This window comes from Pseudomonas sp. NPDC089407 (assembly GCF_044900445.1).
Lineage (GTDB): Bacteria > Pseudomonadota > Gammaproteobacteria > Pseudomonadales > Pseudomonadaceae > Aquipseudomonas.
Map to the genome: position 1 here is coordinate 134,489 of NZ_JBJDNB010000007.1, position 19,778 is coordinate 154,266.

17 protein-coding genes are annotated in these 19,778 nt (G+C 60.9%); 1 reads left to right on the forward strand and 16 read right to left on the reverse strand.

Annotated features, from left to right (window positions below; translation table 11 throughout):
* Nucleotides 1–171 precede the first annotated feature (171 nt).
* From brnQ to sdhC, 10 genes are all read right to left on the reverse strand, one after another.
* Complete coding sequence (brnQ, locus tag ACI2KG_RS08010) at nt 172–1,485, reverse strand: branched-chain amino acid transport system II carrier protein (RefSeq protein WP_404661498.1); 1,314 nt, start codon at nt 1,483–1,485, stop codon at nt 172–174.
* 531 nt (nt 1,486–2,016) lie between these two features.
* On the reverse strand, nt 2,017–2,901 hold the full coding sequence (sucD, locus tag ACI2KG_RS08015; protein ID WP_003254203.1) for a succinate--CoA ligase subunit alpha: 885 nt from the start codon (nt 2,899–2,901) through the stop codon (nt 2,017–2,019).
* On the reverse strand, nt 2,901–4,067 hold the full coding sequence (gene sucC, locus ACI2KG_RS08020; RefSeq protein WP_201207068.1) for an ADP-forming succinate--CoA ligase subunit beta: 1,167 nt from the start codon (nt 4,065–4,067) through the stop codon (nt 2,901–2,903). The genes sucD and sucC overlap by 1 nt, the downstream gene beginning before the upstream one ends.
* 172 nt (nt 4,068–4,239) lie before the next feature.
* Nucleotides 4,240–5,676: a dihydrolipoyl dehydrogenase gene (lpdA, locus tag ACI2KG_RS08025; protein ID WP_284356601.1), complete on the reverse strand. Its 1,437-nt coding sequence runs from the start codon at nt 5,674–5,676 to the stop codon at nt 4,240–4,242.
* A gap of 96 nt (nt 5,677–5,772) precedes the next feature.
* Nucleotides 5,773–6,996, reverse strand: a complete 1,224-nt coding sequence (odhB, locus tag ACI2KG_RS08030; protein WP_400619763.1) for a 2-oxoglutarate dehydrogenase complex dihydrolipoyllysine-residue succinyltransferase — start codon at nt 6,994–6,996, stop codon at nt 5,773–5,775.
* Nucleotides 6,997–7,038: 42 nt separating this feature from the next.
* Nucleotides 7,039–9,870: a 2-oxoglutarate dehydrogenase E1 component gene (locus tag ACI2KG_RS08035; protein ID WP_400619760.1), complete on the reverse strand. Its 2,832-nt coding sequence runs from the start codon at nt 9,868–9,870 to the stop codon at nt 7,039–7,041.
* Nucleotides 9,871–10,116: 246 nt separating this feature from the next.
* Nucleotides 10,117–10,821 carry a succinate dehydrogenase iron-sulfur subunit gene (locus tag ACI2KG_RS08040; RefSeq protein ID WP_012315348.1) on the reverse strand — a complete coding sequence of 235 codons (705 nt, stop codon included), beginning with the start codon at nt 10,819–10,821 and terminating at the stop codon, nt 10,117–10,119.
* A gap of 11 nt (nt 10,822–10,832) precedes the next feature.
* The gene (gene sdhA / locus ACI2KG_RS08045; RefSeq protein WP_172287553.1) at nt 10,833–12,605 is read right to left on the reverse strand and encodes a succinate dehydrogenase flavoprotein subunit; all 1,773 of its coding nucleotides are present in this window, start codon (nt 12,603–12,605) and stop codon (nt 10,833–10,835) included.
* Between the two features lie 3 nt (nt 12,606–12,608).
* On the reverse strand, nt 12,609–12,977 hold the full coding sequence (gene sdhD / locus ACI2KG_RS08050; RefSeq protein WP_008091903.1) for a succinate dehydrogenase, hydrophobic membrane anchor protein: 369 nt from the start codon (nt 12,975–12,977) through the stop codon (nt 12,609–12,611).
* Nucleotides 12,971–13,357, reverse strand: a complete 387-nt coding sequence (sdhC, locus tag ACI2KG_RS08055) for a succinate dehydrogenase, cytochrome b556 subunit (protein ID WP_008091902.1) — start codon at nt 13,355–13,357, stop codon at nt 12,971–12,973. The genes sdhD and sdhC overlap by 7 nt, the downstream gene beginning before the upstream one ends.
* A gap of 352 nt (nt 13,358–13,709) precedes the next feature.
* Between sdhC and gltA the strand changes: the two genes are divergently transcribed.
* On the forward strand, nt 13,710–14,999 hold the full coding sequence (gltA, locus tag ACI2KG_RS08060; RefSeq protein WP_400619754.1) for a citrate synthase: 1,290 nt from the start codon (nt 13,710–13,712) through the stop codon (nt 14,997–14,999).
* A 210-nt stretch (nt 15,000–15,209) separates the two neighbouring features.
* Here the strand turns inward: gltA and ACI2KG_RS08065 are convergent, their stop codons facing one another.
* The 6 genes from ACI2KG_RS08065 to ACI2KG_RS08090 all read right to left on the reverse strand — a co-directional run bounded on the left by ACI2KG_RS08065 (nt 15,210) and on the right by ACI2KG_RS08090 (nt 19,775).
* Nucleotides 15,210–15,815, reverse strand: a complete 606-nt coding sequence (locus ACI2KG_RS08065) for an START domain-containing protein (RefSeq protein ID WP_404661531.1) — start codon at nt 15,813–15,815, stop codon at nt 15,210–15,212.
* Between the two features lie 33 nt (nt 15,816–15,848).
* The gene (locus ACI2KG_RS08070; protein ID WP_400614131.1) at nt 15,849–16,103 is read right to left on the reverse strand and encodes a YkgJ family cysteine cluster protein; all 255 of its coding nucleotides are present in this window, start codon (nt 16,101–16,103) and stop codon (nt 15,849–15,851) included.
* Between the two features lie 129 nt (nt 16,104–16,232).
* The gene (locus tag ACI2KG_RS08075) at nt 16,233–16,715 is read right to left on the reverse strand and encodes a hypothetical protein (RefSeq protein ID WP_404661499.1); all 483 of its coding nucleotides are present in this window, start codon (nt 16,713–16,715) and stop codon (nt 16,233–16,235) included.
* A gap of 64 nt (nt 16,716–16,779) precedes the next feature.
* A complete protein-coding gene (locus tag ACI2KG_RS08080) occupies nt 16,780–18,222 on the reverse strand; it encodes a PLP-dependent aminotransferase family protein (RefSeq protein WP_012273358.1) in 1,443 nt (480 codons plus the stop codon).
* Nucleotides 18,223–18,612: 390 nt separating this feature from the next.
* Nucleotides 18,613–19,425 carry an OmpA family protein gene (locus ACI2KG_RS08085; protein ID WP_404661500.1) on the reverse strand — a complete coding sequence of 271 codons (813 nt, stop codon included), beginning with the start codon at nt 19,423–19,425 and terminating at the stop codon, nt 18,613–18,615.
* Nucleotides 19,422–19,775 carry a DUF4398 domain-containing protein gene (locus ACI2KG_RS08090; protein ID WP_400614124.1) on the reverse strand — a complete coding sequence of 118 codons (354 nt, stop codon included), beginning with the start codon at nt 19,773–19,775 and terminating at the stop codon, nt 19,422–19,424. The genes ACI2KG_RS08085 and ACI2KG_RS08090 overlap by 4 nt, the downstream gene beginning before the upstream one ends.
* Nucleotides 19,776–19,778 lie beyond the last annotated feature (3 nt).

The window sequence follows — 19,778 nt, forward strand, 5'->3', positions numbered from 1 at the left end:
TATCGCGACACAAGGCCGCTCCTACACCTGTCCGCGCCCCCCTGCCAGGCTGCCGGCACAGGCCAACAAAAAGCCCCGCATCCTCTCGGATACGGGGCTTTCCAGTTTCCACCCTTGGCGCGCACCCTTCGGCTTGTGGCCGGTGCCGCCCTCAGGTTTCAACGTGCCAGGTCAGGCCAGCGCCTCGCGCGGCTTGCCGAGCATGCGGTCGCAGGCCACGGCGCCAACCAGGGTCACCACCGACGGCACCAGCCAGGCCAGGCCCTGGTCGCTCAGCGGCAGGTGCGCCATGAACTCGGGCAGCACGTGGGCAATGCTGCTGCCCTTGATCGCGTCGACCATGCCGAACACCAGCGACACCAGCATCACCGGCGCCAGGATGCGGGTCGGCGAGTTCCACAGGTCTTTCACGAAGCTCAGGCCGACCACCACGATGCAGGGCGGGTAGATGGCAGTAAGCACCGGGATCGAGAACATGATCAGCTTGGTCAGGCCAAGGTTGGAGATCAGCAGCGAGAAGCCGGCCAGGATCACCACCAGTGCGCGGTACGACAGCGGCAGGATCTGGCTGAAGTATTCGGCGCAAGCGCAGGTCAGGCCAACCGCAGTCACCAGGCAGGCCAGCGCGATCAGCACGGCAAGGAAGCCGCTGCCCAGCGAGCCGAAGGTGTGCTGCACATAGGCATGCAGAACAGCCGCACCGTTGGTGGCGTCAGCCGCGATGTCGTGGCTGGTGGCGCCCAGGCGGAACAGGCTGATGTACACCAGGGCCAGGCCGACACCGGCGATCAGGCCGGCAATGATGGCGTAACGGGTGATCAGCTTCGGCGACTCCACGCCGCGCGAGCGGATGGCGTTGACGATGACGATACCGAAGACCAGGGCACCCAGGGTATCCATGGTCAGGTAACCATCGGAGAAGCCCTTGGAGAATGCTGCGGCGGCATAGGCCGGCTGCGCCTCACCAATGCTGCCCGCTGGCAGCGCGAAGGCAGCAATACCCAGCGCGGCCAGGGCGATGATCTTCAGCGGCGCCAGGAAGCGGCCCACGGTATCGAGCAACTTACCCGGGTACATGGACACGGCCAGCACCACGGCGAAGTACACCAGGCTGTAGATGAACAGCGCCAGCGGGCTCTCACCGGTCAGCGGTGCAACGCCCACTTCGAACGACACGGTCGCGGTACGCGGGGTAGCGAACAGCGGGCCAACCGACAGGTAGCACACGGCCGCCAGCAGGCCACCGAAGAACTTGCCGATCGGGATGCTCAGGGCGTCCATGCCGCCACCGACCTTGGCCAGGGCGACCACGGTGATGACCGGCAGGCCTACGGCCGTTACCAGGAAGCCCAGGGCCGCCATCCACACGTGCGGGCCAGACTGCAGACCGACGATAGGCGGGAAGATGATATTGCCTGCACCCACGAAAAGCGCAAACGTCATAAAGCCAAGCGCCAGGATATCCTGGCCTTTGAGAACTTTCATTTAAGGTAGTACCACACTGCTGAAATCGGGATTCGAGAGGGGATTTCCCTTTGGATGAGGGGAAATGCTGCCCGGCTTGATAGGCCAGACCCGTTTAGCGTGTCGTTCCCTTTTGGGGTACGGGCACAGAGTGAACGCGTAATGTAACTGTTTTGTCAGCTAAACGCACTGGCACAGTGCTGCTTGTCCGATGTGCGTACATGTTTGTCGTCTGTGCAACCGAGGACAGTAGGAATTATCCTCGGATTGAAACATTCGTCTGTGTGAATATTCCTATCAAACCCATCGAAAAATCCCTATCGCAGCCCTCCCCCAGTTGGCCGACTGACGCATATACCCTGTAGGAGCGGCCTTGTGTCGCGAAAGGGCTGCAAAGCAGCCCCAGGATTTTGGTGTAGATGCAGCAACTGCTGGGGCTGCTTTGCAGCCCTTTCGCGACACAAGGCCGCTCCTACAAAGAGCCAAGCAGGCCTCTGAAACGACAAAGGCCACCCGAAGGTGGCCTCTGTGCGCGTGGGGGGTGTAGCCGTATTACTTCTTGGCTTCCCAGCCAGTCAGCTCGGCCAGGGCCTTGCCGATGTCAGCCAGGGAACGCACGGTTTTTACACCTGCGTCCTGCAGGGCGGCGAACTTCTCGTCCGCAGTGCCCTTGCCGCCGGAAATGATGGCGCCAGCGTGGCCCATGCGCTTGCCCGCAGGTGCGGTAACACCAGCGATGTAGGAAACGACAGGCTTGGTTACGTGGGCCTTGATGTAGGCCGCGGCTTCTTCTTCAGCCGAACCGCCGATCTCACCGATCATGACGATCGCTTCGGTCTTCGGGTCTTCCTGGAACAGCTTCAGGATGTCGATGAAGTTGGAGCCCGGGATCGGGTCACCGCCGATGCCGACGCAGGTCGACTGGCCGAAGCCGGCGTCGGTGGTCTGCTTGACAGCTTCGTAGGTCAGGGTGCCGGAACGCGAAACGATACCGACCTTGCCTGGCAGGTGAATGTGACCTGGCATGATGCCGATCTTGCACTCGCCTGGAGTGATGACGCCTGGGCAGTTAGGGCCGATCAGGGTAACACCCAGCTCGTCGCACTTGACCTTGGCATCCAGCATGTCCAGGGTAGGAATGCCTTCGGTGATGCAAACGATCAGCTTGATGCCGCCAAAGGCCGCTTCCAGGATCGAGTCTTTGCAGAACGGAGCCGGGACGTAGATAACCGAGGCGTCAGCGCCGGTAGCTTCCACGGCTTCCTTGACGGTGTTGAACACCGGCAGGCCCAGGTGGGTGGTGCCACCCTTGCCTGGGGTTACGCCGCCGACCATCTTGGTGCCGTAGGCGATGGCCTGTTCGGAGTGGAAAGTACCCTGCGAGCCAGTGAAGCCCTGGCAGATGACTTTGGTGTCTTTATTGATCAGGACGCTCATTACTTGCCCTCCGCAGCTTTGACAACTTGTTGAGCAGCGTCGGTCAGGCTGGTTGCCGCAATGATGTTCAAACCGCTTTCTGCCAGTACTTTAGCGCCCAGTTCGGCGTTGTTACCTTCAAGGCGAACAACAACCGGTACCTTGACGCCGACTTCTTTCACTGCACCGATGATGCCTTCGGCAATCATGTCGCAGCGAACGATGCCGCCGAAGATGTTGACCAGAACGGCCGCGACATTGCTGTCGGACAGAATGATCTTGAACGCTTCGGTAACGCGCTCTTTGGTAGCACCACCGCCAACGTCGAGGAAGTTGGCCGGCTTGCCGCCGTGCAGGTTGACGATGTCCATGGTACCCATGGCCAGGCCGGCACCGTTGACCATGCAGCCGATGTTGCCTTCAAGGGCAACGTAGTTCAGTTCGAACTTGGCAGCGTGGGCTTCACGGGCGTCGTCCTGCGACGGGTCGTGGAAGGTTTTCAGCTTAGGCTGACGGTACATGGCGTTGGCGTCGATGTTGATCTTGGCATCGAGGCAGTGCAGGTCGCCATCGGCCTTGATCACCAGCGGGTTCACTTCCAGCAGTGCCAGGTCGTGATCCTTGAACAGCTTGGCCAGGCCAACGAAGATCTTGGCGAACTGAGTAACTTGCTTGCCTTCCAGACCCAGCTGGAATGCCAGCTCGCGACCCTGGAACGGCTGAGCGCCGACCAGCGGGTCGATGGTAGCCTTGAGGATCTTCTCAGGAGTGTCGTGCGCGACTTTCTCGATGTCCACGCCACCTTCGGTGGAGGCCATGAACACGATACGGCGGCTCGAACGATCGACTACAGCGCCCAGGTACAGCTCTTTGGCGATGTCAGTGCAGGATTCGACCAGGATCTTGGAGACTGGCTGACCGTTGGCGTCAGTCTGGTAGGTAACCAGATTCTTGCCCAACCATTGCGCAGCGAACGCCTTGGCGTCTTCCTTGCTGCGAACCAGCTTGACGCCGCCCGCCTTACCGCGACCACCTGCGTGAACCTGGGCTTTTACGACCCACTCGTTCCCGCCGATCTTGTCGCAAGCTTCTGCTGCAGCTTCAGGGGTGTCGACTGCGAAACCCTTGGAAACTGGCAGGCCGTACTCAGCGAACAGCTGCTTACCCTGATACTCGTGAAGATTCATGCTTTTTACCGTCTTCGTTAGGTACTGCGCTTCGGTGCTGCGCCATTACTGGCGCCGCACCACCTGTGACCGTTGACCCCGGGTTATCCCATGTGATCCGGTCCGGCGGACGTTCCGCGGTGAGTCATGCACGCAAGACTCACGACGGGCTGCCCGCCGTGGTTTCTTATGATTAACGCTTCTTACGGTTGGCTACGTGAATGGCGCCGCCATTCACTGCCAGCGCTGCTTCATGCAACGCTTCGGACAGGGTTGGATGGCTGAAGACCATCATGCCCAGATCCTCGGCACTGGTGCCGAATTCCATTGCGATTGCGCCCTGCTGTACCAGTTCGGCAGCCGATGGGCCAATTACGTGTACACCCAGAACGCGGTCGGTCTTGGCATCGGCGATGACCTTGACGAAACCACCGGTGTCGTTGGCAGCCATCGCACGGCCGCTGGCCGCGAACGGGAAGGTGCCTACGTTAACCTCAACACCCTCGGCCTTCAAGGACTGTTCGGTCTTGCCGACCCATGCGATTTCCGGGTGGGTGTAGATGACCGACGGGATCAGGTCGTAGTTCATCTGGGCCTTGTGGCCCTTGATGCGCTCAACCACCATGATGCCCTCTTCCGAGGCCTTGTGGGCCAGCATCATGCCGCGTACCACGTCACCGATGGCGAATACGCCCGGTACGCTGGTGGCACAGTGATCGTCAACGAAGATATAGCCACGCTCGTCGATGGTCACGCCGCTGTCGGCAGCCAGCAGATCAGTGGTCACCGGGCGGCGGCCGACCGCAACGATCAGTTTGTCGAAGGTGATCTTCTGCTCGCCTTCGGCATTGGTGTAGGTCACTTCAACTTCATTGCCGTTGACTTTCGAGCCGGTGACGCGAGCGCCCAGCTTGATGTCCAGGCCTTGCTTGGTCAGGGTCTTCTGGGCTTCTTTCGACACGGCAGTGTCGGCAGCCATCAGGAAGGTGTCCAGGGCTTCCAGGACGGTCACTTCAGCACCCAGGCGAGCCCATACCGAGCCCAGCTCCAGGCCGATCACGCCAGCACCGATAACGCCCAGGCGCTTCGGTACGGCCTGGAATTCCAGGGCGCCGGTGGAGTCGACGATGACGTTCTGGTCGACCGGAGCCGGCGGAATGTCGATCGGGCGCGAGCCGGAAGCCAGGATTACGTTCTCGGCTTCGATGACTTCGGTGGTGCCGTCAGCCTTGGTGACTTCGACTTTCTTGCCAGCCAGCAGCTTGCCGTGGCCCTGGATCGAGGTCACGCCGTTGGCCTTGAACAGGGTGGCAACGCCACCGGTCAGGTTCTTGACGATGCCAGCCTTGCGGCCAACCATCGCGGCAACGTCCATCTTCACTTCACCCGTGGAGATACCGTGAACATTGAAGCTCTCTTTGGCTTCCTTGTACTTCCAGGAGCTGTCCAGCAGCGCCTTGGAAGGAATGCAACCTACGTTCAGGCAGGTGCCGCCCAGGGCCAGCTTGCCCTCGGCGTCGGTGTACTTCTCGATACAGGCAGTCTTCAGACCGAGTTGGGCGGCCTTGATGGCAGCCACATAGCCGCCAGGACCAGCACCAATTACCACTACGTCGAATTTCTGGGTCATAAAAGATTCCTTGTGAGCTTCAAGCGGCAAGCTGCAAGCCGCAAGACAGACAAGCTTCTACTTGAAGCTTGCCGCTTGCAGCTTACAGCTGCTCGATTAGATGTCCAGCAGCAGGCGAGACGGATCTTCCAGCAGGTTCTTGATGGTGACCAGGAAGGTTACCGCTTCCTTGCCATCGATCAGGCGGTGATCGTAGGACAGCGCGAGGTACATCATCGGGCGAATCACAACCTGGCCGTTGATGGCCATCGGACGCTGGATGATGTTGTGCATGCCCAGGATTGCAGCCTGCGGCGGGTTGACGATCGGGGTCGACATCATCGAACCGAAGGTACCGCCGTTGGTGATGGTGAAGGTGCCACCGGTCATTTCTTCGATCGACAGCTTGCCGTCACGGGCCTTCTTGCCGAAGGTGGCGATGCCGTTTTCGATTTCAGCCAGGCTCATCGACTCGGCGTTACGCAGTACCGGAACCACCAGGCCACGGTCGCTGGAAACCGCAACACCGACGTCGGCGAAGCCGTGGTAGACGATGTCGTTGCCGTCGATCGAGGCGTTGACAGCCGGGAAGCGCTTCAGGGCTTCGGTGGCGGCCTTGACGAAGAACGACATGAAGCCCAGGCGTACGCCGTTGTGGGTCTTCTCGAACAGGTCCTTGTACTTCGAACGCAGGGCCATGACTTCGGTCATGTCGACTTCGTTGAAGGTGGTCAGCATGGCCATGTTCGACTGGGCTTCGACCAGGCGCTCGGCGATCTTGGCACGCAGGCGGGTCATTGGTACGCGCTTCTCGGTGCGGTCGCCAGCAGCGGTGACCACCGGAGCAGCAGCGGCCGCAGCAGGCTTGGCAGCCGGTGCAGCGGCAGGTGCCGACTTCTTGTTGGCAACAGCAGCTACCACGTCTTCCTTGGTGACGCGACCGCCTTTGCCGGTACCGGCAACGGTAGCCAGGTCGATGCCGTTTTCTTCAGCCAGCTTACGGGCAGCCGGGGCAGCAATCGGGTCGTCTTCGCCAGCGTCGGCAGCAGCGGCGGCCGGAGCAGCAGCAGGTGCGGCGGCAGCGGCAGGCGCGGCGGCAGCACCGCCTTCAACGATCGAACCCAGTACTTCATCGGACAGGACAGTGTCGCCCTCACCCTTGACGATGTCGCCCAGTACGCCGTCAGCGGTAGCCAGGACTTCCAGGACCACCTTGTCGGTCTCGATGTCGACGATCAGCTCGTCACGCTTGACGGCTTCGCCCGGCTTCTTGTGCCAGGTGGCAACGGTGCCATCGGCAACCGATTCCGGGAAGGTTGGGGCTTTGATCTCGATAGCCATTATCTGTGTTTCCTTAAATTCGGTTTCAGGTGCGCGAAGGCGTTAGACAGTGAAGGCGTCTTGCAGCAGTTTTTCCTGCTGTTCGGCGTGCTTCGAAGCGTAACCACAAGCTGGCGCGGCAGAAGCGTCGCGGCCGGCGTATTCCAGGACCAGTGCCTTGTTGTGGCGGCCCAGAATGCGGCGCATGTGGTGCTGGCTGCTGTACCAGGCGCCCTGGTTCATCGGCTCTTCCTGGCACCATACGGCGTGCTTGAGGTTGCTGTATTGCGCCAGGATTTCGACCAGGTCGTCTTCCGGGAACGGGTACAGCTGCTCGAGACGCAGGATGGCGATGTCTTCGCGGCCTTCGGCACGGCGTTTTTCCAGCAAGTCGTAGTAGACCTTGCCGCTGCACAGCACCAGACGCTCGACCTTGGCCGGATCGATTGCATCGATTTCCGGGATCACGGTCTGGAACGAGCCTTCTGCCAGGTCTTCCAGGGTCGAGATGGCCAGCTTGTGGCGCAGCAGCGACTTCGGCGTCAGGACCACCAGCGGCTTGCGCAGCGGGCGAATCACCTGGCGACGCAGCAGGTGGTAGATCTGTGCCGGGGTGGTCGGTACGCAGACCTGAATGTTGTGCTCGGCGCACAGCTGCAGGTAACGCTCCAGACGCGCGGAGGAGTGCTCCGGCCCCTGCCCTTCATAACCGTGTGGCAGCAGCATGGTCAGACCGCACAGGCGGCCCCACTTGTGCTCGCCGCTGGTGATGAACTGGTCGATCACCACTTGCGCACCGTTGGCGAAGTCGCCGAACTGGGCTTCCCAGATCACCAGCGCGTTCGGCGTGGTGGTGGAGTAGCCGTATTCGAACGCCAGTACCGCTTCTTCGGACAGGAACGAATCGTACAGGTCGAAACGTGGCTGGCCCGGGAACAGGTTCTGCAGCGGGATGTAGGTGCTGGCGTCCTTCTGATTGTGCAACACCGCGTGGCGGTGCGAGAAGGTGCCACGGCCGATGTCCTGGCCGGTCATGCGGATCGGGTGACCTTCGAACTGCAGGGTGGCGTAGGCCATGGTCTCTGCATAACCCCAGTTGATCGGCAAGCCACCGGCCTGCATCTTCTGACGGTCTTCGTAGATCTTCGATACCTGACGCTGGACGACGAAACCTTCCGGCAGCTCAAGCAGCTTGGCCGACAGGTCTTGCAGGGTCTTGAGGTCGAAACGGGTGTCGTGACGCGCGGTCCAGGCATGGCCCAGGTAGGGGCGCCAGTCGACGAACAGCTCGCGGTTCGGCTCCTTGACCAGGCTTTTCACCACGTGCAGGCCGTTGTCCAGCGCGTTGCGGTACTCGTCGACCTTGGCCTGGGCGCGATCGGCATCGATACGACCGGCCTGGATCAGCGCCTCGGCGTACAGCTCACGAGTGGTGCGCTGCTTGCTGATCTGCTGGTACATGAGCGGCTGGGTGCCGTTCGGCTCGTCGGCCTCGTTGTGGCCGCGACGACGGTAGCAGACCAGGTCGATGACCACGTCACGCTTGAACTGCATGCGGTAATCGATGGCCAGCTGGGTGACGAACAGCACCGCTTCCGGGTCATCGCCGTTCACATGCAGGATAGGCGCCTGGATCATCTTGGCCACGTCGGTGGCGTACTCGGTGGAGCGCGCGTCCAGCGGGTTGCTGATGGTGAAACCAACCTGGTTGTTGATCACGATGTGCACGGTACCGCCGGTCTTGAAACCGCGGGTCTGCGACATCTGGAAGGTTTCCATGACCACGCCCTGGCCGGCAAATGCTGCGTCGCCGTGAATCGAGATCGGCAGCACCTTGTCGCCAACGGTGTCGTTGCGGCGGTCCTGACGGGCGCGCACCGAACCCTCGACCACTGGCGAAACGATTTCCAGGTGGGACGGGTTGAACGCCATGGCCAGGTGAACTTCGCCACCGGTGGTCATCACGTTCGAGGAGAAGCCCTGGTGATACTTCACGTCACCGGAGCCCAGCTCGTTCATCTTCTTGCCTTCGAACTCGTCGAACAGCTCGCGCGGGTTCTTGCCGAAGGTGTTCACCAGCACGTTCAGACGGCCACGGTGGGCCATGCCGATGACAACTTCCTTGGTGCCGTAGGAGCCGGAACGCTGGATCATTTCGTCCAGCATCGGGATCAGGCTCTCGCCACCTTCAAGGCCGAAGCGCTTGGTGCCCGGGTACTTGGTGCCCAGGTACTTCTCCAGGCCTTCACCGGCGGTAACGCGCTCGAGCAGGTGGGCCTGCACGTCGGCGGAAAACTCCGGGCGGCCGCGCACGCTTTCCAGGCGCTGCTGGAACCAGCTGCGCTGCTCGGAATCGACGATGTGGGTAAATTCGGCGCCAATGGTGCGACAATATGTCTTCTGGAGTGCATCGAAGATGTCGCGTAGGCTCGCCTCCTCTTTGCCGATGAACAGGTCGCCGGCACGGAAGGTCGTATCAAGATCGGCATTGGTCAAGCCGTAGTGATTGATCGACAGGTCTACGGGCGCAGGGCGCTGCCACAACCCCAACGGGTCGAGCTTGGCAGCCTGATGACCGCGCATACGATAGGCCTGGATCAGTCGCAGAACTTCAACCTGCTTCTTCTCGTGTTCACTGCTCACGCTCCCGGCAGATACCGGTTGGGCGCGGCGCTGGTTCTTTGCCAGCAGTACGAAATGGTCGCGGATTGTCGAGTGCGATACATCGGTAGCGGTGCTGCCGTCGGCTGGCAACTTCTGGAAGTAAGTGCGCCACTCTTCTGGCACAGCGTTAGGGTCGTGCAGGTAGAGCTCGTAGAGCTCTTCCACATATGCAGCGTTACCACCTGAAAGGTGGGCGCTATCCCACATGCGCTGCATCACGCTTTCTTGCATGCTTGGTCACCCTCGATTAGGGGACTGATCGGCGAGAGCCACAGCAAACCTGGAAAAGTCCGAAAACTAGCGACTGAACCACGCCACCTGGATCCTGCTGATTTTCCGGGTACCAGCCCGGAAAGCCCCTGCTGGTCTCATATCTTCATAGGTAATGAGCGCGGGCTTTGTGGGCCCTTGCCCGGGTTTACCTCAGTGCGGGCTCACCACCCGCACCTCGGCTTACTGCAGGTACAACACTTTGTATCAGGTGCCGCTTTGCAGCAGCATGTTACGTACGTGACCGATTGCCTTGGTCGGGTTCAGACCTTTCGGGCAAACGTTTACGCAGTTCATGATCCCGCGGCAGCGGAATACGCTGAACGGGTCATCCAGGGACGCCAGGCGCTCCTGAGTCTTGGTGTCACGGCTGTCGGCCAGGAAGCGGTAGGCCTGCAGCAAGGCAGCGGGGCCCAGGAACTTGTCCGGGTTCCACCAGAACGACGGGCAGGAAGTCGAGCAGCAAGCGCACAGGATGCACTCGTACAGGCCGTCCAGCTTGTCGCGGTCTTCCGGCGACTGCAGGCGCTCGATGGCCGGTGCCGGGGTATCGTTCTGCAGGAACGGCTTCACCTTCTCGTACTGCTTGTAGAAGATGCTCATGTCGACCACCAGGTCACGAATGACCGGCAGGCCTGGCAGCGGACGCAGAACCAGCTTGTTGCCTTTGACCACACCCGACAGCGGGGTGATGCAGGCCAGGCCGTTCTTGCCGTTCATGTTCATGCCATCGGAACCGCACACGCCTTCACGGCAGGAGCGACGGTACGAGAAACCCTCGTCCTTTTCCTTGATCAGCGCCAATACATCGAGAACCATCAGGTCCTTGCCGCCGGTATCGACGTCGAACGACTCCATCTTGGGCGCCGAGTCGGTGTCGGGGTTGTAACGGTAAACTTCGACTTTCAACATAGCAGCCACCCTTAGTAAGTCCGGATTTTTGGCTCAAAGGCCGGAACGGTCTTCGGCGCAAAGTTGACGCCGCGCTTGGCAACGCGCTTCTCACCCGGGTAGTACAGGGTGTGGCACAGCCAGTTTTCGTCGTCACGGTCTTCGAAGTCTTCACGGGCGTGGGCGCCGCGGGACTCTTTACGGGCTTCGGCCGCGATGGCGGTAGCTTCGGCGACTTCCAGCAGGTTCTGCAGCTCCAGCGCTTCGATACGCGCGGTGTTGAAGGCCTGAGACTTGTCGTTGATCTTGACGTTGGCGATACGGTCACGCAGACCGGCCAGTTGCTCGATACCCTTCTGCATGTATTCGCCAGTACGGAATACACCGAAGTAGTTCTGCATGCAGCTCTGCAGCTCGCGCTTCAGGCTGGCAACGTCTTCGCCAGTGGAACGCTCGTTGAGCTTGTTCAGGCGGTTCAGGGCAACGTCGATGTCGGTGTCGCTGGCGTCGAGGTGCTCGATGCCGTCGCTCAGCGCCTTCTCCAGGTGCAGGCCGGCAGCACGGCCGAACACCACCAGGTCGAGCAGCGAGTTGCCGCCCAGGCGGTTGGCACCGTGAACCGATACGCACGCCACCTCACCTACGGCGAACAGGCCAGGAATGATGTGATCCTTGCCTTCTTCGTCCATGGTGATGGCCTGGCCATGAATGTTGGTGGCAACGCCGCCCATCATGTAGTGGCAGGTTGGAACAACCGGGACCGGCGCGACGACTGGGTCGACGTGGGCGAAGGTCTTGGACAGTTCGCAGATACCTGGCAGGCGGCTGTGCAGCACTTCCTCGCCCAGGTGGTCCAGCTTCAGCAGTACGTGGTCCTTGTTCGGGCCCACGCCGTTGCCGGCGATGATTTCCTTGACCATGGAACGGGCAACCACGTCGCGGCCGGCCAGGTCTTTCGCGTTCGGCGCGTAACGCTCCATGAAGCGCTCGCCGTGGGCGTTGATCAGGTAACCACCTTCACCGCGGCAACCTTCGGTAACCAGTACACCGGCGCCGGCGATGCCGGTCGGGTGGAACTGCCACATCTCGATGTCCTGCACCGGTACACCGGCACGCAGGGCCATGCCGATACCGTCACCGGTATTGATCAGGGCGTTGGTGGTAGAGGCGTAGATACGGCCCGCACCGCCAGTGGCCAGAACGGTGGCCTTGGACTTGATGTACATGGTCTCGCCGGTTTCGATGCAGATTGCGATCACACCGACAAAGGCGCCTTCCTGGTTCTTCACCAGGTCAACGGCATAGTACTCGTTGAGGAAGGTGGTACCGGCTTTCAGGTTGCCCTGGTACAGGGTGTGCAGCAGCGCGTGACCGGTACGGTCGGATGCGGCACAGGTACGGGCGGCCTGGCCACCTTTACCGAAGTCCTTGGACTGGCCACCGAAGGGGCGCTGGTAGATACGGCCGGTTTCGGTGCGCGAGAACGGCAGGCCCATGTGGTCCAGCTCGAAGACCGCAGCCGGGCCTTCCTGACACATGTATTCGATAGCGTCCTGGTCACCGATGTAGTCGGAACCCTTGACGGTATCGTACATGTGCCAGCGCCAGTCGTCGTTCGGGTCGGCCGAAGCGATGGCGCAGGTAATGCCGCCCTGGGCGGATACAGTGTGCGAACGGGTCGGGAAGACCTTGGTGACTACGGCAGTCTTGTGGCCGCCTTGAGCCAGTTGCAGCGCAGCGCGCATGCCGGCGCCGCCGCCACCGATGATGATGGCGTCGAAGGAAATGGTTGGAATGCTAGCCATGGATCAGATACCCCAGAGAATCTGCACACCCCAGACGAAGTAAGCGAACATCGCAACGCCGCATACCGCCTGGAACAGGAAACGAATCGCAGTTGCCGACTTGCCGAACGACATAGGCGTCAGGTAGTCGGTTGCAATGGTCCACATGCCGACCCAGGCGTGAGCGCCCAGGGCAACGAGAGCCAGCAAGCTGAAGATTCGCATCGCGTTGTTGGAGAACAGACCATGCCACTGGGTGTAGTCGATGCCTGGGTGGGCGACCACGTAGCCGATCAGGAAGATGAAGTAAGCCGCGAGAACGACCGCAGAAACGCGCTGCGCCATCCAGTCATAGAGGCCCGAACGCGACAGGTTCGTGACATTGGTTACCATACCCAAACTCCCACCAGAACGATCAGCACCACGGAGATGACGATCACGATTTTCGAGCCCAGCTTGCCGCCTTCCAGCGTCTCACCGATGCCCATGTCCATGATCAGGTGACGAACACCTGCCACGAGGTGATAAAGCAGGGCGGACAGCAGGCCCCAGGTCACGAACTTGGCCAGCGGGCTGGTCAGACACGCCTTCACCTCACCGAAGCCTTCCTCGGAACCCAGCGACTTGCCCAGTGCATAAAGCATGATGGCAAGGCCGATGAACAGGATGACGCCGGAGATACGGTGCAGGATGGACGTGTACGCAGTGACAGGAAGCTTGATGGTCCTTAGGTCTAGGTTTACAGGTCGTTGGCTTTTCACGGCTTTTTTCACACTGAAGAGCCCCTAGCGAATCAGGGCAAAGTTGTTGGTAAGTGTACTGGTCAGGTACCCACCACCCAGGGAACGGCGACCCCCAGCAGTTCGGGCTTGCAAGCCCCTGGCGGTCGGGTGCCGAGTATAGACAGTTAGGCTGCTTATGACAACGTGACGGGGTAGCCCAAATAGCGCATTGCCTTTAGCGAACAAAAGGCGTAAATGGGCGAGAATTTCGGGAAAAATCAGGCTTGAATGCCTGATTCAACAAGCCTTTAGGCAAATTGACATCTGAATTTATCCCTCTATAGTGGTGCGGGCCCTGCGTGGGGGGTCTGTCTGATGATTTCAAGCATTAATAGGAGGCCACATGGCTGACAAAAAAGCGCAGTTGGTCATCGAGGGCGCTGCCCCCGTCGAGCTGCCCATTTTAACCGGCACCGTTGGTCCTGATGTAATCGACGTCCGCGGGTTAGGGGCCACTGGTCACTTCACCTTCGACCCCGGTTTCATGGCGACCGCCTCGTGCGAGTCGAAGATCACCTATATTGACGGCGACAAAGGGATCCTGCTGCACCGCGGCTACCCGATCGAGCAACTCGCCGAACAGTCCGACTACCTCGAAACCTGCTACCTGCTGCTCAACGGCGAACTGCCGAATGCCGAGCAGAAGGCCCAGTTCGTCAGCACCGTCAAGAACCACACCATGGTTCACGAGCAGCTGAAGTCCTTCTTCAACGGTTTCCGCCGCGACGCTCACCCGATGGCGGTGATGTGCGGTGTGGTCGGCGCCCTGTCGGCGTTCTATCACGACTCCCTGGACATCAATAACCCGCAACACCGCGAAATTTCCGCGGTGCGCCTGGTCGCCAAGATGCCGACCCTGGCCGCGATGGTTTACAAGTACTCCATGGGCCAGCCGATGATGTACCCGCGCAACGACCTGTCGTACGCGGAAAACTTCCTGCACATGATGTTCAACACCCCGTGCGAGATCAAACCGATCAGCCCGGTGCTGGCCAAGGCAATGGACCGGATCTTCATCCTCCATGCCGACCACGAGCAGAACGCTTCCACCTCCACCGTCCGTCTGGCCGGCTCGTCGGGTGCCAACCCGTTCGCCTGTATCGCCGCCGGTATCGCTGCACTGTGGGGCCCGGCCCACGGCGGTGCGAACGAAGCTGTACTGACCATGCTCGATGAAATCGGCGATGTCTCGAACATCGACACCTTCATCGCCAAGGCCAAGGACAAGAACGACCCGTTCAAGCTGATGGGCTTCGGTCACCGTGTGTACAAGAACCGCGACCCGCGCGCCACCGTGATGAAGCAGACCTGCGACGAAGTCCTGCGCGAGCTGGGCATCAAGAACGACCCGCAGCTGGAACTGGCCATGCGCCTGGAAGAGATCGCCCTGACCGATCCGTACTTCATCGAGCGCTCGCTGTACCCGAACGTCGACTTCTACTCGGGGATCATCCTCAAGGCAATCGGCATTCCGACCAGCATGTTCACCGTGATCTTCGCCCTGGCACGTACCGTTGGCTGGATCTCGCACTGGAAAGAAATGCTCTCCAGCCCGTACAAGATCGGCCGCCCGCGCCAGCTGTACACCGGCGAGCAGAAGCGCGACATCGTAGCGCTGAAGGACCGCAAGTAAGCTGTCATGGCCGAACGCAAAAAGGCTGCCCTCGGGCAGCCTTTTTATTGATCGTCTGTCGCACATCCCTGTAGGAGCGGCCTTGTGTCGCGACGGGCCGCACCGCGACCCCGGCAAGACCTGTTGCGAAGCTGATATTTTGGGGCCGCTCGCGCCCCTATCGCGACACAAGGCCGCTCCTACATGGGATAGCATTCCATCAGGCGAACCTCAGTTTTTCTCGGCCCGCTCACGCAGCCCTTTCAGGGTATTGAACGGCGCATCCACCACAAACTTGTTGGCCACCATCGCCGGCACGCTGCCACCTGGCTCGGTGTGCACCTGGTAGGTCACTTCAGTACTGTTACCCTTGGGCACCAGCTTCCAGAAGCCTTCGACTTTCGCCACCCGCACAAAGCCTTTTTCCTCCGGCAGATAAGTCGGCTCTTCTTTCAGGTTACGGGTCAGGCTGCCATCTGCCTCCTTGACGGTGGTGATATGCAGCACGGAATCACGCGGCGTCACCGGCCATGGCGTATTGAACTGGGTATAGGTCCAGCTTTGGTCACCTTCATGCTTGAGCAGCTTCTGCGACTTGCATTCGTGAATCCATGCACAGGCCCCGGATACGTCTTCCTGCAGCGCCTCGACCTTGGCCAGCGGCGCCTTGATCACGGTCACACCGCGATAGGCCTTGTACTTGGACCCGGCCACTTCGCTGAGGGATACCTTGATCCCCTCCTCGTCCTTGGCCACTTGCCAGTTTTCGGCCCAGGCCGCAGGCGACAGCAGAACACCCACGCCACACAGCAGTGCAATACGCTTGAACGATCTCATCATGTTTATCCTTGTTGTCGAAGATCCAGCCGATTACGCCGCCGTCATCTGCTCCCACCAGCCAAGAATCCTGATCGCCTCGTCACGGTCACTGCCGCACACCTCGGCATCCGCCTTGAACCCGCCACACACTGCCGGCCGCTCAGGCTTGCCGAACAGGTCGCAGAGGTTGGCTGCAGTCAGGTGCAGGCAGCGCTCGCCCGCCGGCTTGCCATTAGGCATGCGCGGCATGGCAGACGTAATGGACGGGGCAATGCAGCAGGCACCGCAGCCCTCACGGCAGTTCATGGTTATTCACCAAAATCAGGACTCCCTGGAACAAAACGGGACGAACGTCCCTGGATAGTAACCGCTCAAACAGGCGTTTGAAATTGCTGGCACGATGAAATGTGCCGTGACCCTGCAGTCAGTTTGCGCCTACTGGCGATACTCGAAATCGATGGCCGCCCCTTCCACGTCATGACGGCTGTCATTGCGCAACTGCAGCTGCATTTCGTTGTTGATAAGCCGGCCATTGAGCTGGAACGGGCTGTCGCTGCTCTCTGGCTTATCGGCAAACATCGGTGGCAGCAAAGGTTTGCGACGCTGGATGGGCGAAGGTGTACCTACATTCGGCTCAAGGTTGTCGACCATATCGGTTGGCAGGCTGAGGTCGAGCTTTGCCTTGGGCAATGGCTTGGCAACTGCCTTGCTGACCGGCTTGTGCACAGGCTTGGCCTTGCTCTTGACAGCCGGCTTTGCCGCCGGTTTCTGCACAGGCTTGGTTGCCGGCTTTTTCTGCACCGGCTTGCCCTGGGCTGGCTGCGCCTGGCTGGCCGGCGGCGCCGCCAAGGCCGCGCCGCCCGCATAGCAGAACGGCGCAAGGCACAGGATCAGAACAAGACGGCGTAAGGCATTCATGGCAAATGGACAGACTGACAGGAAAGGTGCGTATGCTCTCTGTTCCACAGGCTGCTGGCAAGCCTTACAAAAGTGTGAGTGCAGGCTCCCGGCACAACTGTTGTGCCAGCAAACCCAGCGTAATCACAGCGCGCTCGGCCTCTTTGTTCCACGGAATGCCGCAATTAAGGCGGATACAGTGGTTGAACTGCTCTGTGTTACTGAATATGAGCCCCGGTGCAATGCTGATGCCCTGCTCCAGCGCGCGCACATGCAGCTCTTGCGTATTGACCCGCCCGGGCAGGCTCACCCAAAGGATGAAACCGCCGGTTGGCCGGGTCATCTGGGTACCTTCGGGGAAGTGCTGCTGCACCGCCAGCTGATAGGCACTGAGGTTCTTGCGATACTCCTGGCGTATGTAGCGCAGGTGCCGATCGTAGCCGCCATTTTCCAGGTAGGCCGCCACGCCCATCTGCGTCACGCTGCAGGCCGAGTGGGTAGTGAAGGTTTGCAGGCGCTGGATCTCGTCCTGATATCGACCGGCGATCATCCAGCCCACCCGCACACCGGGAGACAGGGTCTTGGAGAAGCTCGAGCAGTAGATCACCCGGTCGAGCCGGTCGAAGGCCTTGAGCGCCTTAGTCTTCCCCTGTTCGAACATCAATTCGCCGTAGATGTCGTCTTCGATGATCTGGATATCGAAGTCCGATGCCAGGCGCAGCAGCTGTTTCTGCCGCTCCTCAGGCACCGTGCCTCCCAGCGGATTACTCAGGCGCGCCGTCAGCACCAGGGCCTTGATCGACCACTGGTTGGCCGCCAGCTGCAAGGCTTCGAGGCTGATGCCGGTGGACGGGTCGCTGGGGATCTCGATCACTTTCAGGCCCAGCAAGTCCGCCAACTGCAGCAAGCCATAGTAGGTGGGCGACTCGGCGGCAATCAGGTCGCCAGGGCGGGTCAGCACGCGCAGCGACATCTGCAGCGCATCGACACAGCCATGGGTCACGATCACTTCACGCGGGTCGACCAGCACGCCAGCATCGCGCATGCGAATGGCGATCTGCCGGCGTAGCGGCTCGAAGCCTGGGCTGAACATGTAGCTGAAGGCACGCGGGCTATGGAAGCGCGTCACTTTGGCAATCTGCTGGTGCAGGGCGCGCACTGGCAGGTAATCGACATGCGGTACTGCGGCACCGAACGGGAATACGCCGTCGCGGCGTGCTTCAGTCAACACCTGCTGGATGATGCTGGCCCGCGTTACCAGGCCAGGGCGCTCCACCCTGGCGATGTCCGGGGTTTGCGCGGTCAGGGCCGGGGTCTGGTGTACGTAGTAGCCCGACTGCGGCCGCGCCCGGATCAAACCTTGGTCTTCGAGGTTGGCATAGGCCTGCAACACCGTGGCATGGCTGACATTGAGCTGGGCGCTCATCTTGCGCACGGAGGGTACCCGCTCGCCTGGCTGGTAGACACCGCGACGGATGTCATCGGCCAGTTGCTGGGCGATACGCTGGTACAGCAGCAGGTTGGTCATGGCTGGATCTCGACGCGCGGACGGGCTCGTTATTCTTGTGCGACTCACTGACGGTAGAGGATACCGTAACAGTTGCAAAGTGTACTGGGACAGATGGCAGGGTCGCCACAACATCTTAGGCGCCTGTGAGATCGAGCGCCGCCCGCGCGGCGCTTCGCGGGGCAAGCCCGCTCCCACATTTGTTTCGGGCCAATTATTCCTGTGCGATTTGCGCGCGAACCCTTTAGCGCATGCCTCAATATCGCGTCGTACAGACAAGGCGGTCGCGCGCGCCTGGCACAGGAGGGACTAGCCCGAAACAAATGTGGGAGCGGGCTTGCCCCGCGAAGCGCCGCGCGGGCGGCGCTCGATTTCACAGGCGCTGACGGATTCGAGGCGAACCACTCATTCTCAGCGCGCCGGCGCGAGCTTGCCTTTTTCATCCGAGAACACGATTTCGACCCGGCGGTTCTGCGCCCTGCCCCGCTCCGAAGCATTGGCCTCGATCGGGTACTGGTCGCCATAACCTTCCACCTGCAGGCGCTTCTCGTCGATGCCCAGGTCCACCAGCATGTCGGCCACGGACTGGGCCCGATCGCGCGACAACTTGACGTTGTCCTCGGGGGCACCGGTGCTGTCGGTATAGCCCTCGATACGCACCACCCGGCGCGGGTTCAGTTGCAGGAACTGCACCAGCTTGAGCACGGTCCGGCTGGCGGAGCTCTTCAGGTCGGCACTGCCAGTGTCGAACAGCACGTCTCCCAGGGTCATTACCAGGCCACGGTCGGCCTGTTCCGAGGCCAGCGCAGCAATCTGCGACTCGACCCACTTGCCCTGCTGCTGCACGCTGGCCAACTTGGCCTCGCGCAATGCCAACTGCAGGCGCTGACGCTCCAGATCGAGCTTGGCCTGGCGCTCCTGGCTCAGCGCCAGCTTGGCATGCTCGCTGGCAATCTCGCTGTAACGCTGGCTGAGGTAGGCGTAATGGCGTACATCAGAACCGGTGCCGATGTAGCTGGAAAGGCGTTCGGCGCGCGCCAGCGACTCGCCTGCGCGAATCACATCACGCGGCGCACTGCGCAACACGTCAGAATCATCCTTGACCTTCTGGAAGGCGGCAGTGGCATCATCCAGTGCAGCGCTGCTGCGCTGGCTGGCGCAACCTTGCACGCCCGCCGCCAGCATCAGCAAGGCCATTACGGCCAATGGCGAACGGCGGCTCATGGCTGCACCTCCAGCTGCTTGCGCAAACGCTTGACCCGCGACTGCAGCAACTGCAATTGCTCTTCGCTCTTCTGGTTCAGTACTTGGGCTTCTGCCAGGCGTGCATCCAGCTCGGCCTGCTCGGCGCGCATGCGCGCATCGCGGTAGTCTTCAGTCAGCATGTTGCTCTTGGCCCGGGCCAGCTTGTCTTCCGCCAGCTTCAGCGTTTCGACCTGCTCGGTGGCGCCAACGGCCCTGGCCTGCTCAAGCGCCTGCTCGGAGATGCGCATCTGCTCGACAGGGGCAGGGTCATTGGCGCAGCCAGCCAGGCCGAGCACGGCCAGGGCAAGGATTAGTGGTTGGGTTCTCACGCA